General features: G+C 71.9%; 15 protein-coding genes. 11 read left to right on the top strand and 4 right to left on the bottom strand.

All coding sequences use genetic code 11. The features are described from left to right. Positions 1-63 precede the first annotated feature (63 nt). Positions 64-1,332 carry a glycosyltransferase gene (locus BUE45_RS25465; protein ID WP_073382712.1) on the bottom strand — a complete coding sequence of 423 codons (1,269 nt, stop codon included), beginning with the start codon at positions 1,330-1,332 and terminating at the stop codon, positions 64-66. A gap of 715 nt (positions 1,333-2,047) precedes the next feature. On the opposite strand from BUE45_RS25465, the gene BUE45_RS25460 reads away from it, so the two are divergent. Further along, positions 2,048-2,809, top strand: coding sequence for a PP2C family protein-serine/threonine phosphatase (locus BUE45_RS25460; protein ID WP_073382710.1), 762 nt, complete (start codon positions 2,048-2,050; stop codon positions 2,807-2,809). Between the two features lie 128 nt (positions 2,810-2,937). On the opposite strand, the gene BUE45_RS32045 is transcribed toward BUE45_RS25460, so the two are convergent. The 3 genes from BUE45_RS32045 to BUE45_RS25445 all read right to left on the bottom strand — a co-directional run bounded on the left by BUE45_RS32045 (position 2,938) and on the right by BUE45_RS25445 (position 4,619). Then, entirely contained in the window at positions 2,938-3,576 is a 639-nt protein-coding gene (locus tag BUE45_RS32045; RefSeq protein WP_342746049.1) for a copper resistance CopC family protein, read from the bottom strand. A gap of 71 nt (positions 3,577-3,647) precedes the next feature. Continuing rightward, entirely contained in the window at positions 3,648-4,226 is a 579-nt protein-coding gene (locus BUE45_RS32040; RefSeq protein WP_073382703.1) for a copper resistance protein, read from the bottom strand. A 129-nt stretch (positions 4,227-4,355) separates the two neighbouring features. Beyond that, entirely contained in the window at positions 4,356-4,619 is a 264-nt protein-coding gene (locus BUE45_RS25445; protein ID WP_073382700.1) for a WhiB family transcriptional regulator, read from the bottom strand. An 874-nt stretch (positions 4,620-5,493) separates the two neighbouring features. Between BUE45_RS25445 and ectA the strand changes: the two genes are divergently transcribed. The 10 genes from ectA (at position 5,494) to BUE45_RS25395 (ending at position 15,807) form a co-directional block, all read left to right on the top strand. Beyond that, the gene (gene ectA / locus BUE45_RS25440) at positions 5,494-6,000 is read left to right on the top strand and encodes a diaminobutyrate acetyltransferase (RefSeq protein ID WP_084737839.1); all 507 of its coding nucleotides are present in this window, start codon (positions 5,494-5,496) and stop codon (positions 5,998-6,000) included. An 86-nt stretch (positions 6,001-6,086) separates the two neighbouring features. Beyond that, positions 6,087-7,352 carry a diaminobutyrate--2-oxoglutarate transaminase gene (ectB, locus tag BUE45_RS25435; RefSeq protein WP_073382695.1) on the top strand — a complete coding sequence of 422 codons (1,266 nt, stop codon included), beginning with the start codon at positions 6,087-6,089 and terminating at the stop codon, positions 7,350-7,352. A 226-nt stretch (positions 7,353-7,578) separates the two neighbouring features. After that, positions 7,579-7,971: an ectoine synthase gene (locus tag BUE45_RS25430; protein WP_073382693.1), complete on the top strand. Its 393-nt coding sequence runs from the start codon at positions 7,579-7,581 to the stop codon at positions 7,969-7,971. Between the two features lie 411 nt (positions 7,972-8,382). Then, positions 8,383-9,240, top strand: a complete 858-nt coding sequence (ehuB, locus tag BUE45_RS25425; protein WP_073382690.1) for an ectoine/hydroxyectoine ABC transporter substrate-binding protein EhuB — start codon at positions 8,383-8,385, stop codon at positions 9,238-9,240. A gap of 7 nt (positions 9,241-9,247) precedes the next feature. Further along, positions 9,248-9,973 (top strand): ectoine/hydroxyectoine ABC transporter permease subunit EhuC, encoded by a 726-nt coding sequence (gene ehuC / locus BUE45_RS25420; protein WP_073382688.1) that lies wholly within the window; start codon positions 9,248-9,250, stop codon positions 9,971-9,973. Continuing rightward, complete coding sequence (gene ehuD, locus BUE45_RS25415; protein WP_073382685.1) at positions 9,974-10,612, top strand: ectoine/hydroxyectoine ABC transporter permease subunit EhuD; 639 nt, start codon at positions 9,974-9,976, stop codon at positions 10,610-10,612. It begins immediately after the preceding gene. Further along, on the top strand, positions 10,599-11,390 hold the full coding sequence (ehuA, locus tag BUE45_RS25410; protein ID WP_073382683.1) for an ectoine/hydroxyectoine ABC transporter ATP-binding protein EhuA: 792 nt from the start codon (positions 10,599-10,601) through the stop codon (positions 11,388-11,390). The genes ehuD and ehuA overlap by 14 nt, the downstream gene beginning before the upstream one ends. A gap of 160 nt (positions 11,391-11,550) precedes the next feature. Then, positions 11,551-12,486 carry a CPBP family intramembrane glutamic endopeptidase gene (locus BUE45_RS25405; protein WP_178378652.1) on the top strand — a complete coding sequence of 312 codons (936 nt, stop codon included), beginning with the start codon at positions 11,551-11,553 and terminating at the stop codon, positions 12,484-12,486. Positions 12,487-12,733: 247 nt separating this feature from the next. Continuing rightward, positions 12,734-14,848, top strand: a complete 2,115-nt coding sequence (locus tag BUE45_RS25400; protein ID WP_073382680.1) for an RNA degradosome polyphosphate kinase — start codon at positions 12,734-12,736, stop codon at positions 14,846-14,848. After that, a complete protein-coding gene (locus BUE45_RS25395; protein ID WP_073382679.1) occupies positions 14,845-15,807 on the top strand; it encodes an NUDIX hydrolase in 963 nt (320 codons plus the stop codon). Before BUE45_RS25400 ends, BUE45_RS25395 begins: the two co-directional genes overlap by 4 nt. Positions 15,808-15,816: the final 9 nt, after the last annotated feature.

Below are 15,816 nucleotides of genomic sequence, written 5' to 3'. Positions count from 1 at the left end.
GCCCCCCGGCGGTGACACCGGGGGGCCGATAACGCGGTCGCGGGGGGAGGGAGGGCACGGTGGTCAGCGCGCGGCCCCGGACAGCACCAGGCCGTCCGCCTCCTCGTCGAGCCCGTCGCGCTCGGCGGGACGGGCCCGCTCGTAGGCGATCTCGGTCTCGGTCGCGATCCGCTGCCAGGTGAACCGGGACCGGGCGCGGTCCACCGCGGCGATGCCGTACGCGGTGCTCATGGTCGGCGTGCCCAGGACCGCCCGCACGGCCCGGGCGACCTCGTCGGGGTGGCCGAACCGCATCAGGACGCCGCTGGTGCGGTGCAGGACGGCCCCGGGGACGGCGCCGGTGGCGGTGGCCACCACGGGCAGGCCGCACGCCATGGCCTCCAGCACGGCCCCGCCGTAGGGGTCGTAGGAGGCGGCGGACACGAACACGTCCGCCGAGCGCAGCAGGCGGGGGAGCTCCTTGCGCTCCACCGGGCCGACCAGGTGCAGGCGGTCCTCGACGCCCGCCTCCTTGGCCCGGATCTCCAGCCGGCGGGCGTCCTCGTCCAGCGGGACGCCGGTGCGGGAGGAGGTGGAGACCAGCAGCAGCTCGGCCTCGGGCATGCGCAGCAGCGAGTCCACGAGGCGGTCGGCGCCGCCGGAGCGGTCCAGGGAGGTGACCGCGACCAGGCGCGGGCGCTCGCCGCGGGAGGACCGCCAGTACTCGGAGGACGTGCCGCCCTCCACGGTGAAGTGGTCGGTGTCCACGCCGAACGGCACGACGCCGACGTGGTGCCGGGGCACGCCCAGGCGGGCCAGCTCGTTCTGCTGGTCGGTGGAGTGCACGATCACCCGGTCGGCGCGCGAGGCCAGGATCGACTCCATGCGGGTGCGCTGGGGGTCGCTGTCCATCCCGGAGCGCTGCTCGGCTGCGTTGAGGGAGTGGAAGGTCTGCACCAGCGGGATCGCGCTCTGGTCGCGCTCGCTGTGCGCCTGGGCGTGCAGGGCGGCCAGGCCGCTGGTCCAGCCGATGGCGTGCAGGACGTCGGGGCGGTCCTCGTCGAGGGCGGCGGCCAGGGCGGTGCCGAACGCTCCGGTGTGCTCCGCGTGCTCACGCTCGTCGAGCGGCCGGGCCGGCCCGGCGTCGAGGTGGGTCACGGAGACGCCGCGCGCCATCCGGGTGCGGCCCTCGGGCTGCTCCGGGTCGCTGCGGCGGACGTAGACGGTGACCTTGTGGCCGCGTTTGGCCAGCTGCCGGGAGAGGGCGCACAGGTGCAGGCTCGCGGGGCAGGCCGGTTCGCCGCGGTGGGCGGGGAGGGGGGTGGTGTGTTCGGCGATCATCGCGATCTTCACGGGGCTGGACTCCTAGGGCACGAGCGGGTGCCCGTCGAGGTGCCCGGGGGACTTCGGAGCGGGGTCGGAGTCCCCCGGGACGGGCGGATGGTTCTGAAAGGGAGGGGTGTTCGGCTCACCGACGGCGCGCACGGCGCAGGGGGGCGCTCGGCGGTGGATGCACGGCGGCCCGGGGGACGGGTGCACGGCACCCGTCGCAGGGAGGGGAAAGAAGGGGGGAGAGGAAGAAGGGCAGACGCACGGGAACCACACCAGACGACCTGTTCGAAGGGATACCATTCGCCACCGTGCGTAACCGGCATCGGCTGCACGATGGTGGTCGTGTGTGTCTGCGTCTTAGACACCCAACGGGCACATTCTGTCAGACCCCGCGCCCCGGGACAACCGGAGGGGGGATTTCGACCGGCGTCGGGCGCCGTGAACCCGGTGTTCGGGACCGCCCGGAAAGCGGGGCCCGGGGGACCCTGCCGGACGCTCGCCGTGGCCGCTACTGTCAATGCGGAGCAACACGTTCTCCGGGCAGCACTTTCGGCACTCGAATCCCGTGCAGGAACTGCGTATCCGGGTGTTTTCCGTCATGATGTACCCGGATTTTGACCTACCCCGGCAGTGGCTCGGTACGGTTGCAGAATCCAGACGTTGAACGGGATTCGACCAAGGGTCCGGCGCATGTGTCGGGCAGCGGCCACGGCCGACGAAACGGGAGGAAGGGCGTATGGGTGTCGCTGGTGGGGAAGTCATCGTCACGGCCCTCACGCACCGGGGCGCGATACGTCCCGCCAACGAGGACGCCATCGTCATGGGGGCCCTGACCGTCGCCAGTGCGAACATGACCTCGCCGGTCCGCTGCGTGCTGCCGGTGAGCGAGCCCGTCATCCTGGCGGTCGCCGACGGCATCGGCGGCCAGGCCGCCGGGGAGATCGCCTCCGAGCACGCCGTGCACCGCATGGCGGAGATGGGGCCGCGCCTGGGCGGCCCGGACGAGATCGCCCAGCTGCTGAGCAACATCGACGAGGAGATCAAGGACCACGCCCTGCAGCACACCGAGTTCGCCGGGATGGGGACCACCGTCGCGGGCGTGCTGCTCAACAACGACGGCAACTTCTGGTTCAACGTCGGCGACTCCCGCACCTACCGCCTGGACGGGCGCCGCCTGGTGCAGCTCTCCGAGGACGACTCCCCGGCGCTGCCCCCCTCCGAGGACGGACGGCCCGTCACCACCAACTTCATCACCCAGTCCCTGGGCGGCAGCTCGGGCGGCAGCATGGTCCCGCACGTGGGCCGCGACGACTCCGCCGACCCCAGCGCCTGGCTGATGTGCAGCGACGGCCTGTCCGACCTGGTGCTGGTCGAGGAGATGGAGCGGATGATCGCCGAGGCCGGCAGCGACGAGGCCGCCGTGCACGCCCTGTGGCAGGCCGCCATGGAGGCGGGCGGCAAGGACAACATCAGCATTCTGCTCGCCCGCCGCGTCTGAGGTCCGCCCGCCGCCCGCCGCGGCGGACGGCCGCCGGAGCCCGGCGGCCCTCCCGCATCCCGCAACGTCCGAAGGGCCCGCGCACCGGTCACCGGTGCGCGGGCCCTTCGGACGTTCCCGGGCGGCGCCTACTCCGAGGCGGAGCCCCGGCGCAGGCGGACGGCGACCACCACGACGGCGGCGACCGCGACCACGCCCACCGCCGCGATGACGATGACGCTCAGCGGCAGGCCGCCCTCCCCGCCCTCGGCGGCGGCCTCGGAGGACTCGGCCTCGGCGGGCTCCTCCCCGGCGGCGGTCTCGGCGGGCCCGCTCGGCTCCGGGGACTCCTCCGGGGACTCCTCAGGGGCGGCGGCGGCCACGGCCTCCTCGGTCACCGTGAAGGTGAGGGAGTCCTGGATCGGGTGGCCGTCGGAGGACACCACCCGGAACCCGATGGTGTACTCGCCCGCCTCGTCCAGCGGCAGCAGGCCGACCGACACGTCGGTGCCGTCGAACGCCGGCCCGCCGTCCTCGTAGGTCGTCTCGCCGTCGGGCCCGGTGACGACCACGGCGCTGCCGGAGCCGCCCTCCATGGGCGCGTTGTTGAACGAGAGCACGATCTCCTCGGGAACGGCGTCCAGGGTCGCGCCGTCCTCCGGGTCCGACCCGGTCAGGACGTCGTGGGCCAGGGCCGGGGCGGGCGCCGCCACGAGGGCGGCGGCCAGGACGGCGGCGGGCACGAGGGCGCGCCGCAGGGGGGAGGTACGGGTGCGGGTCATTCTCATCTTCCAACTCTCGGTCCGGTTCCGTGCCGGGAGCGCCGTGCGGCGGCTCCCGGTCCCTTCGCTCGCCCCGCTCAGGCGGCGGGGGCGAAGGCGGGCGGACCGCGCGGGGGGTGCGCCCGGGACCCCGGCCCGGCCGGCACCGCCGCGGCGGCGGCGGGCGCGCGGACCGCGGGCGAGGGGCACGGCGGCAGCGCCCGGGGGTGCGCGGGGGGCAGCGCACGCGCCAGCAGGGCGGCCAGGGACCACAGGGCGGACTCCCCGTGCGCCAGCAGCGCCGAGGCCAGCAGGGCGGCCCACAGGTGCGCCAGCAGCATGCCGGGGGCGAAGCCGAGGGCGTGCGCCAGGAGCCCGTGTCCGGTGTGGTCCGCGCCGGTGCCGAAGGCCGCGAACGAGGGGTCGGACGACCCCTGGAGGACGAGGTGCAGGACCGCCTGGGCGGCGGCCATGACGGCGAAGATGTCGCCGAAGCCCCGCATGACGCGGGTGAACCGCCACAGCACGGCGGTGAGGAAGGCGGTGGCCAGGGCGAACCCGCCCGGTGCCGCGGGCTCGGCGGCCCACAGGTCGTGACCGATCCAGGAGAGCCCCGTGCACGCCGCGGCCAGTGAGGCCGTGCGCAGGAGACGGAGTGTGCCGTGGGCGGGTCGCACGTGAGAAAACCTAGATCCTGTCCGATTCGCCCGCAAGGGCACGACGGGCGGCCGGAACCGGCCCGTGCCCGTCGGCGCCCGCGGCGCGGTCCGGGGCCGCGGCCGGTCCCCGCCCGCGGGCGTTCGGCGTCAGACCGCGGGGGCCAGCTCGCGGCGCATGTAGCGGCGCTCCTCCGGGGTGGTGCCCCCCCAGACGCCGTCGGCCTCCCCGGCCCGCAGAGCCCACCGCAGGCACTCCCGGCGGACGGTGCAGCCGCCGCAGACCTCCAGGGCCCGCTCGGTGTCGGCCCTGCCGATCCCGGTGGTGCTCACCGGGAAGAAGATCTCGGGGTCGTACGCGCGGCAGCGTCCCTGCGCGACCCAGTCCTCGCTGTCGTGGTACAGGCGGTTCACGAGCGCCTCCGATCCGTGGCTGTCGGTCCCTGGCCGGTGGTCCGCGCCGTGTCCTCCACGGCCGGGTCGGCGGAAGTCGTCGCGTTGTGCCGCGGCCCCGGGATTTCTGTCGAGGGCCGGTGCGGCCGCGGGGTGTGCGGCCGACCGGAACTGCGGCGAAGCGATGCGACTAAGTGTAGTACTACATCGGGTCGTACTACACGGGGTCCGGAAAGAACTTCTCTGTTCCCCCCGGGACCTTGGTCGGTTCCCGGGGTAGGAGGGGGAGGGGCGGCGGCGGGGCCCGGGCCCCGCCGGAGCCGCGCCGCAGGCGCGGCGGCGCTCCGGGGAAAGCCCTGCGCAGCCGGGCTTTCGCGGGGGAGCCGGGGGCGGTCGCGACGCGCGTATGACCGCCGTGTGTCGTCCCGGGGTCCCCGGTCCGGCCGGGAGAAGACGTTATGTCGCGAGGTTTCCACCGAATTGATGTGACTTAACGCACGCTTAATATTGCTCGTTCAGGCTCTATGTTTGACCCTGGCGCCCGGCACGCGCATTCTCCCGCCCGCGGCGCCCCGGCGCCGGACCGACACACGGTCCCGCCGCGCGGACGGTACCGAATCCCCTGATGGGCAGCGCGTGCGCCGCCCGCCCGCGCCCGTCGGCGCGGTCCGCGAAAGTGCTGGTCACGGCCTTGGGATCGGACTAAAGGGACAGGCCATACCCGATCGCCTTTCGGTGAAACATCCGCAGCGGAGCGCCTCGTCATGCCATTGACCTTCGTTCGCTAGTTTCAATCGACGTGCCGCATCTACGAACGAATCTCCAAGCCCGCGACCGTACCGACGAGGGAGCGCACGGTTCCGCGCAGCGTGCCGGTGCCGCGAGCCGTGGGGACGTGCGCCTGGCACATCCCGGACCCGGGGACGGCCCGCACATGTGGGCCCTGGCGGGGAAGGCGGGGATGGACGTGAACTCCCCGTACGCCTACGCCCTCTGGTGCCGGGATTTCGCCGCGACCAGCGTCGTCGCCCGCGACGACTCCGACCGGCCCATCGCTTACGTCACCGGCTACGTGCGACCCGACAGCCCGGACACCTACTTCCTCTGGCAGGTCGCCGTGGACCCGGACCACCGGGGCCGCGGACTGGCCAGACACATGCTCGACTTCATCGGTGACCGCATCGTCGAACGGGGTGTCGACCACCTGGAGGCGACCGTCACCCCGGACAACACCGCTTCGCGGGCGCTGTTCTCATCGTTCGCCCGCGACCGCCGGGCCCGGATCACCTGGTCCGCACTCTTCTCCGAGGAGCACTTCCCGGAGGAGAACGGAGACTCACACGAGCCCGAAGACCTCGTGCGCATCGGACCCCTGGGTCTCCCCGACGAAGCACACGTGTGACCGGCCGTCCGCACCGCATCGATCACCCCTTCGATCGGCCACGCCAAGATCCCACGAACCTGGGGAAAGGAACCGAGGTACCCACGATGGAGACCTTCGAGCGTCTTGAGTCCGAAGTCCGCGGTTACTGCCGGAACTGGCCGGCGGTCTTCGACCGGGCCGTCGGAAGCCACGTCTACGACGAGACGGGCCGTCCCTACCTGGACTTCTTCGCGGGAGCCGGGTCCCTCAACTACGGGCACAACAACCCGGAGCTGAAGGCCGAGCTCGTCCGCTACCTCACCGAGGACCGCATCGTCCACAGCCTCGACGCCTACAGCGTCGCCAAACGCGACTTCCTCGCGACCTTCGAGGAGGTCGTGCTCAAACCGCGCGGCCTGGACTACAAGGTCCAGTTCCCCGGCCCGGCGGGCAACAACGCCGTCGAGGCCGCGCTCAAGCTGGCCCGCAAGTACACCGGCCGCGAGACGATCGTCAACTTCACCAACGGCTTCCACGGCATGACGCTGGGGGCACTGGCCGTCACGGGCAACTCGATGAAGCGCGGCGGTGCGGGCGTGCCGCTGGGCCACGTGGCCACCATGCCCTTCGACAACTACATGGACGGGCGCACCCCGGACTTCCTGTGGCTGCGCAGCCTGCTGGAGGACAGCGGCAGCGGCCTGGACAAGCCCGCCGCGGTGATCGTGGAGACCGTCCAGGGCGAGGGCGGCATCAACGTCGCCGGCGCCCAGTGGCTGCGCGAGCTCTCCGAGCTGTGCCGCGAGTACGGCATCCTCATGATCGTCGACGACATCCAGATGGGCTGCGGGCGCACCGGCGACTTCTTCAGCTTCGAAGAGGCCGGCATCGTCCCCGACATCGTCACGCTGTCGAAGTCCATCAGCGGTTACGGTCTTCCCATGGCCCTGACCCTGTTCAAGCGCGAACTCGACGTGTGGGAGCCCGGGGAGCACAACGGCACCTTCCGCGGCTTCAACCCGGCCATGGTCACCGGGACCGAGGCGCTGCGCCGCTTCTGGACGGACGACGCCTTCGCGACCGCGACCAAGGCCAAGGGCGACCTGGTGGCCGCCCGCCTGGAAGAGATGGCCGCCGAGCACACCGACCTGGGCGCGCACGTGCGCGGCCGGGGCCTGGCCCGGGGGCTGGCCTTCGCCGACGCCTCCGTGGCCAAGCGGATCGCCGCCGAGTCCTTCGAGCGCGGTCTGCTGCTGGAGACCTCCGGCCCCGAGGACGAGGTCGCCAAGCTCCTGCCCCCGCTCACCATGACGGAGGAGGAGCTGACGGCCGGCCTGGACATCATGGCCGACGCGGCGCGCGTCGCGACCAAGGTCGCCCAGCCCGCATGACCCCGCCGCCCGGTGCCCTCGCAGCCCCGGGCGTCCCGGCGGCGGCCGTGACACGGCCGCCGCCGGGCACCGGGGACCCCGCGGGCCGCCCACGGGCGGCCCGCGGGGGCGAGGGCCCGCAGCGGCACCGCGGGGCCGGCCGGCCGCCCTTCGTGGCGGTCGGCCGGCCCCGCTTCCGTACACCGCAGCCAGGTGCGCAGCAGAGCGCACCGAGAGGGGGAACACCGTGATCGTTCGCAGCCTGGACGAGATCACCGACACCGAGGCCGACATCAAGACGGAGAACTGGCGCAGCCGCCGGGTCGTCCTCGCCAAGGAGAAAGTCGGCTTCTCCTTCCACGAGACCGTGCTCTACGCGGGCACGGAGTCCACTTTCTGGTACGCCAACCACGTCGAGCTGGTGCACTGCGTCGAGGGCGAGGCCGAGCTGACCAACGAGGAGACGGGGGAGAAGCACATCATCACCCCGGGCACCCTGTACCTCCTCAACGGCCACGAGCGGCACACCGTCCGGCCCAAGACCGACTTCCGCGTGCTGTGCGTGTTCAACCCGCCGGTGACCGGCCGCGAGGTCCACGACGAGAACGGCGTCTACCCGCTGGTCGTCGAGGAGGGCTGAGCCCCGGACCCGGATCCGCCCCGCCGGGCGGAATCGGGCAGGGTCCGCCCGCACCCCGAATCCGTGACCTAATGTAGTCATCCAGCTGCTAAGGGGTAGGTATCGGGGTGCGGGCGGGCCGACACGGACTTCTGCGATAACCAGTACATAACGGACTACCTGGGTCTCGTTACCTCCGGGGGGCCTCGGGGAGGGAGAACCCCGTACCGGAGACGGGCACGTCGCCGACCAGCGGCGGCGCGCGCCGGGAGCCCTCCCGGCCGCCCGGTCTCCCACGGCGCGGCGCCGAGCGGCACCGTCCGCGAGGCGCGATGGATCGCGCGAGTGACGCGAGGAGTGAGAGTGAAGATGCAGGTATCAGCGAACAGCCGACGGGCCCCCGGGCGCCGGGAAGCGTTCCGCCTGGCCGGCGTGGGGGCCGTCACCCTCGGCCTCGCCGCGTGCACACGCGTCGACAACGGCGGGGGCGGTGGGGACGGGCAGGGCGACACGGCCACCCTGGACCGGCTGCGCGAGCAGGGCTTCGTCAACGTCGGGCTCGCCAACGAGATCCCCTTCGGCTTCGTCGACGGCGACAACAACCCCGCCGGGCAGTCCCCGGCCGTCGCCCGGGCGGTCTTCGAGGAACTGGGCGTCCCCGAGATCCGCGCCAACCCGGTCTCCTGGGACGGGCTCATCCCCGGTCTTCAGGCCAGTCAGTTCGACGTGATCGCCGCGGGCGTGTTCATCACGCCCGACCGGTGCCGACAGGTCTCCTTCACCGAGCCCACCGCGACCTCGCCCGAGGCGTTCATGGTGGCCGCGGGCAACCCGCACGACATCCAGCACTTCACCGACTTCGTCGACGACCCCGACCTCAAGCTCGCGGTGCTCAACGCCTCCGTGGAGCAGGGCTACGCCGAGTACTTCGAGGTCCCGGCCGGGCAGATGGAGCTGATCCCCGACCAGACCACCGGCTACGAGCTGCTGGAGTCGGGCCGTGTCGACGCCGTCTCCATGCTCAAGGTCTCCCACGAGTACCTGCTGCTGGACCGGGGCGGCGACTTCGACGTCAGCGAGCCGTTCTTCCCCGAGATCGACGGCCGCGAGGAGAAGGGCTGGGGCGGCCTGTGCGTGCGGCCCGCCGACTCCTCGCTGCTGGAGGAGATGAACCGGGTCATCGCCGAGTTCACCGAGAGCGGACGCCTGCTGGAGCTGGGCGAGGAGTGGGGCTTCACCGAGGCCGACCTGCCCGACGGCACCACCACCGCCGAGCTGTGCGAGGGCTGATCCCGCCGTGGACTTCCTCATCGAGCGGCTTCCGCTCTACCTGGAGGGCGCCTGGGTCACCGTCCAGCTGACCGCGGGCGGCCTCGCGCTGGCGTTCGTCCTGGCCATGTTCTTCGGCGTCCTGGGCACCCGCCCCGGGTGGCTGCCGCGCGCGGTGGCCACGACCTACGTCGAGGTCTTCCGCGGGATCGCCGCCCTGGTGCTGATGTTCTGGATGGCGTACGCGCTGCCCATCCTGACCGGCTACCAGCTGGACGGCCGGTTCGCGGCCATCCTCGCGGTGGGCCTCAACGTGGGCGCCTACGGCGCCGAGGTCGTCCGCGGGGCGATCAACGCCGTCCCGCGGGCCCAGACCGAGGCGACCATCGCCCTCGACATGACCTGGTTCCAGCGGATGCGCCTGGTGATCCTGCCGCAGGCCTGGGCCCAGATGCTGCCGACCTTCGGCAACCTTTCCATCGAGCTGATGAAGGCGACCGCGGTGTCGTTCCTCATCGGCGTCGCCGACATCAGCGCCATCGCCGAGCGGATGCGCCAGGCCACCGGGGAGACGGTGCTCGCCTTCAGCGGCGCGCTGATCCTGTACTTCCTCATCGCCCAGGTGCTCATCTTCGGCGTGCGCCTGCTGGAGCGCCGGGCCAACCGCAGGCTCGGACGCGTCCCGCCCGGCGGCAAGGGGATCCTGGGCCTGCTCCGTCCGCCCGCGCTCACGGCATCGGGGGGTGCGAAGTAGATGATCTGGGACTTCGAATGGACCTTCCAGGTCCTGCCCGACCTCATGCGCGGCCTGGCGGTCACCGTCCAGGCGACCCTCCTGGGCTACCTCATCGCCCTCGTCCTGGGCCTGGTCCTCGCCATGGTCCGCCGGATCCCGGTGCTCGGGGCGATCGTGCACGGGGCCATGGAGTTCGTGCGCACCACGCCGCTGCTGGTGCAGCTGGTGTTCGTGTTCGCGCTGGCGCCCTCCACGGTGTCGGCCCTGACGGTGGGCATCGTGGTGCTGGGAGTGCACTACTCGGCCTACACCGCCGAGGTCTACCGCTCCGGCATCGAGGGCGTCGCCAAGGGCCAGTGGGAGGCGGCCCGGGCGCTCAGCCTGCCCGCCTCGCGCACCTGGGGCGCCGTGGTGCTGCCCCAGGCGATCCGCAAGGTCATCCCGGCGCTGGGCAACTACCTCATCGCCATGTTCAAGGACACCCCGCTGCTGCTGGCGATCACGGTGGTCGAACTGCTGGCCACCGCCCGCCAGGTGGGCAGCGCCGGCTTCCGGATCGTGGAGGCCTACACCGTGGTCGGGTTCCTCTTCCTGCTGGTGAGCGTCCCCTCCGCGATCATCATCCGACGACTGGAGCGACGCTATGCCGCCGTCTGACACTTCGGCGCTGATCAACTTCGACCAGGTGGTCAAGCGCTTCGGCGACCTCACCGTGCTGGACCACCTGGACTTCTCCGTCGCCCCCGGCGAGCGGGTCACCCTCATCGGACCCAGCGGCTCCGGCAAGACCACCATCCTGCGCCTGCTCATGACCCTGGAGAAGGTGACCGAGGGCCGGATCGAGGTGGACGGCGAGCCGTTCAGCCACATGTCGCGCGGTGGCCGGATGGTCCCGGCCAACGAGGCCTACCTGCGTCCGCGCCGCAAGCGGATCGGGATGGTGTTCCAGCAGTTCAACCTGTTCCCGAACATGACGGTCCGCAAGAACCTCACCGAGGCGCCGGTGCACGTGCTGGGCCTGCCCAAGGCCGAGGCGAACGAGCGGGCCGAGGAGCTGCTGGAGCTGGTGGGGCTGTCGGACAAGATCGACGCGCACCCCACCCAGCTCTCCGGCGGCCAGCAGCAGCGGGTGGCGATCGCCCGCGCGCTGGCGATGCGCCCGGAGATCCTCCTGCTGGACGAGGTCACCTCCGCCCTGGACCCGGAGCTGGTGGCCGGGGTCCTGGACGTGCTGCGCACGGTCGCCGAGACCACGGACATCACGATGCTGTGCGTGACCCACGAGATGGGGTTCGCGCGGGACGTGTCGCACCGCGTGCTGATGTTCGACAAGGGCCGCATCGCGGAGGAGGGCACGCCGGACGAGATCTTCGGCGACCCCCGCGAGGAGCGGACCAAGGAGTTCCTCCGGTCGGTGCTGGACAACGGCCACTGACCCCCGGCCGCTGACCGGGAGGGTGTGCCGAGGGGGCGGCCGGGCCGCGGGTCCGGCCGCCCCGGTTCAGCCCGGTGGCAACATACCGTAGTCGTAAAGTAGCTTTTAGTTTCCCCTTGGGCAGAATGGGAGTTCTGAGGCAGGGGGGACTCTTGTGACCATGGTGCGAAGATGGGGCCCGGCCGGGTGGCTGACGGCGGCCGGCCTCCTGGCCCTCGCGACGGCCCTGGTCGCCGAACCCGGCCTGCGCCACGACGTCCTCTTCGACACGCCGCTCCTCTTCCTGGGCTCGTGGGGGCCGATCCTGCTGGGGGGCGTGATCGCCTGGGGCCTGTCCCGGGCGTTCGGCGACCGGCCGACCCTGGACCGGCGCATCTCCGCCGCCCTGCAGTCCCACCCCATCAACCGCGAACTCGGGTGGCTGACCCTCTTCCTGGCCGGGTTCGTGCTCTGCATGGTCGTGCTGAGCACGATCCTCCTCATGTACGGGACGGAGATCGGCGCCGACCTGGCCATGTCCGCCTCCCTGGTGTCCCGGCTGCTCTTCCTGTTCACCCTGCCGCTGCTGGTCATGGACCGCTCGGGGGTGGTCCTGGACGGCCGGGGGACCGGCATGCCGGCCATCGCCCTCAAGATCGAGCAGTCCTGGCGCTGGCTGGGGCTGGTCCCGGTGGCGGTCGTGCTGGCACTGGTGGGCTACGTCCTGGTGCCCTACCACGGGGTGCCCGAGCCCTCGTTCCCGCTCGCGGGGTTCGTGCTGGCGTTCGCGCTGATCTCCGTGTGCGAGGAGATCTTCTTCCGCGGCATGGTGCAGACGAGGCTGGAGATCGTCCTGGGGCCGTGGGGAGGGATCGTGGCGACCTCGCTCCTCTTCGCCTTCGTGTACGCGGTCGTCCAGCCCTACGACCCGCTGTCCCAGCTCCCGGGGGACGGGTTCCTCGGCGACCTCGGGATGGCCCTGCTGACCTACGCGCCGGTGAGCGTGCTCTACGGCTACCTGTGGCTGTGCTTCCGCAACACGTGGCTCAACGTGCTGCTGCGGATCGGGGTCTTCCTCATCCTCACCCCGCCCGACCTGGAAATCGTGATGCTGTAGTACGAAAGCGTCTTCCAGGTCGAAAACCCCTGACCCCCACCCGACCTTCCGGCGTGTCGGTTCACCTTTTCGCCGCCTTTCCTTCCGTTGTCATGGCCGTGGGCCGAAACCTGCGCAAACTATGCCCGCGAAGTGCAGGTGTTCCAGAGCATCTGGGTACAGAAGGTCCATAGCGGTCGTGTTGCGGTCATTTTCCACTCACGGGGATGTCACCGTCCGGTCATGAAAAGGGGGGAGTCTGCCAGCTGTGAGCACGGAACCCGTATCGACGCCAGCCGGTCCCAGTACCACCGAGCCCCGGGGTCTCCCCGCCGACCGGTTCATGGACCGGGAGGAGGGGTGGCTCCGCTTCAACCAGCGCGTCCTGGAACTGGCCGAGGACAAGGACATCCCCCTGCTGGAGCGCGCCCGCTTCCTGGCGATCTTCTCCAGCAACCTCGACGAGTTCTTCATGGTCCGCGTCGCGGGCCTCAAGCGACGCCTGGCCACCGGCCTGCTGGTCCCGACGTCGAGCGGGCACCACCCGCGCGACCTGCTCGAACGCATCTCCGAGTTCACCCACGAGCTCATGCTGCGCCAGTCCGCCTGCTTCCAGGACAGCGTCGCCCCCGCCCTGCGCGAGGCCGGCATCCGCATCGTGCGCTGGAACGAGCTCGACACCGCCGAGCACGAGTACCTGCGCGGCTACTTCCGCCGCTCCATCTACCCCCTCGTCACCCCCTTCGCGGTGGACTCGGCGCACCCCTTCCCGTACATCTCCGGACGCTCGCTCAACCTGGCCGTCACCGTGCGCGACCCGCGCGACGAGCGCCGCATGTTCGCCCGGGTCAAGGTGCCGGGCGCCCTGCCCCGGTTCATCGAGATGAACGCCCGGGGCGGCGGCCGCTTCGTGCCGGTGGAGGACATCATCGCCGCCCACCTGCCCCAGCTCTTCGAGGGGATGGAGGTCGTCGACCACCACGCCTTCCGGGTCACCCGCAACGCCGACCTGGAGGTCGACGAGGACGAGACCGACGACCTCGTCACCTCGCTGGAGAACGAGCTGCTGCGCCGCCGCTTCGGCCCGCTGGTCCGCCTGGAGGTCGAGGAGGACATCAGCGACGAGGTGCTGTCCATCCTCGCCGAGGAGCTGGGCGCCGAGGAGGAGGAGGTCTACCGGGTCCCCGGGCCGCTCAACCTGGCCGGGCTGGCCCAGATCGCCGACCTGGACCGCCCCGAGCTGCACTACGCGCCGATGGTCCCGGTCGAGCCGCGCGCCCTCACCTCCGGGGACCTGTTCGCCACCATCCGCGAGCGCGAGGTGCTGGTCCACCACCCCTACGAGTCCTTCTCCACCACCACCGAGCGGTTCCTCGCCCTGGCCGCGGGCGACCCCCAGGTCGTCGCGATCAAGCAGACCCTCTACCGCACCAGCGGCGACTCGCCCATCGTGGAATCGCTCATCGAGGCGGCCCGGGCGGGCAAGGAGGTCGTGGTCCTCGTCGAGATCAAGGCCCGCTTCGACGAGCAGAACAACATCCAGTGGGCCCGCAAGCTCGAACACGCCGGATGCCACGTCGTCTACGGCGTGGTCGGCCTCAAGACCCACTGCAAGCTCTCCATGGTCATCCGCCAGGACGCCGACGGGCTGCTGCGCCGCTACTGCCACGTCGGCACCGGCAACTACAACCCCAGCACCGCCCGCATCTACGAGGACTTCGGCCTGTTCAGCGCCGCCTCCGAGGTCGGCGAGGACGTCAGCGACCTCTTCAACAGCCTCACGGGGTTCTCCCGCAAGAAGCACTACCGCCGGCTGCTCGTGGCGCCGGCCGCGCTGCGCGAGGGCCTGCTCCAGCAGATCGCCGTCGAGGGGGACAACGCCCTCAAGGGCGAGCCCGCGCACATCCGCATCAAGGTCAACTCGCTGGTCGACGAGGAGATCATCGACGCCCTCTACCGCGCCTCCCGGGCCGGGGTCAGCGTCGACCTGTGGGTGCGCGGCAGCTGCGTCCTGCGCGCCGGGGTGCCGGGGCTGTCGGAGAACATCCGGGTGCGCAGCATCCTGGGCCGCTTCCTGGAGCACTCGCGGATCTTCGTGTTCGCCAACGGCTGGCGGCCCCAGGTGTGGCTGGGCAGCGCCGACCTGATGCCCCGCAACCTCGACCGCCGGGTGGAGGCCCTGGTCCGCGTCGCCGACGGGGAGCAGTGCCGCAGGCTCATCGGCCTCATGGACCTGGCGATGTCCGACGACACGTCCTCCTGGCGCCTCCAGCCCGACGGCACCTGGAACCGGGTCACCCACGGCCCCGACGGCCAGCCCCTGGTGGACCTCCAGGACAGCCTGCGCGGCGACCGCCACCTGCGCGTGGTGGAGGGCGGATGAGCGCGGGAGACCACGGCGCCGCCGCTGCGGCGCCGGCCCCGGCCACGGCCGCCGGCGGCTACCTGGAGCCCATCCGGGCGGGCGGCACCGTGCTCTGGCGCCGGAGCGGCGCCGGTACCGAGGTCGTCCTCATCCGGCGGCCGGCCCGCGACGACTGGACCCTGCCCAAGGGCAAGCTCAAGAACGGCGAGCACCCCATCATCGGCGCGGTCCGCGAGGTACAGGAGGAGACCGGCCTGACCCCCGTGCTGGGCCGCCGCCTGCCCCCGCAGCGCTACCTCAAGGACGGCTGGCCCAAGCAGGTCGAGTGGTGGGCCGCCACCCCCGCCGAACCCGGCGGGGCCATCGACTACCAGGCCAACGAGGAGGTCGACCGGGTCGAGTGGGTCCCGGTCGGGGAGGCGGGCGCACGCCTCACCTACGACCACGACGTGCAGGTCCTGGACACCTTCCGGGCCGGGCCCGCCGAGACCTTCCCCGTCATCCTGCTCCGCCACCTGTCGGCGGGGGAGAAGCGCACCTGGGACGGCAGCGACCTGCTGCGCCCCCTGGACGACGTGGGCCGGGCCGACGCGCTCGCGCTGCCCCGGGTGGTGGGCGCCTACGGGAGGCCGGACGTGGTGTCCTCGGCGGCGGCCCGCTGCACCGAGTCGGTGCTGCCGTACACGGTGGAGGGGGACGTCCGGCTGCGGACCGAGCGCGCCTTCACGGTGCGCGAAGGCACCCCGTCCTACGACGTGGACGCCGCCCGCGAGGCGTTCGGCCGCATCCTGGACGCGGGGCGCCCCGCGGTGGTGTGCACCCACGGGGAGCTGGTCCCGGACCTGATGGAGGAGGCGCTCACCCGGCTGGGGGCGCCGATCACCCAGCAGCTGGGGCTGCGCAAGGGATCGTTCTGGGTGCTCCACGTGGCGGCGGGCGCGCTCGCCGGGGTGGAGCGGCACGCGGTCCGGGGGTAGGAAGGTTCC

The sequence above is a fragment of the Nocardiopsis flavescens genome, assembly GCF_900141985.1.
Taxonomy (GTDB): Bacteria; Actinomycetota; Actinomycetes; order Streptosporangiales; family Streptosporangiaceae; genus Nocardiopsis; species Nocardiopsis flavescens.
Note: the sequence above shows the minus strand (reverse complement) of the source record. Positions and strands in the feature narration are given on the sequence as shown.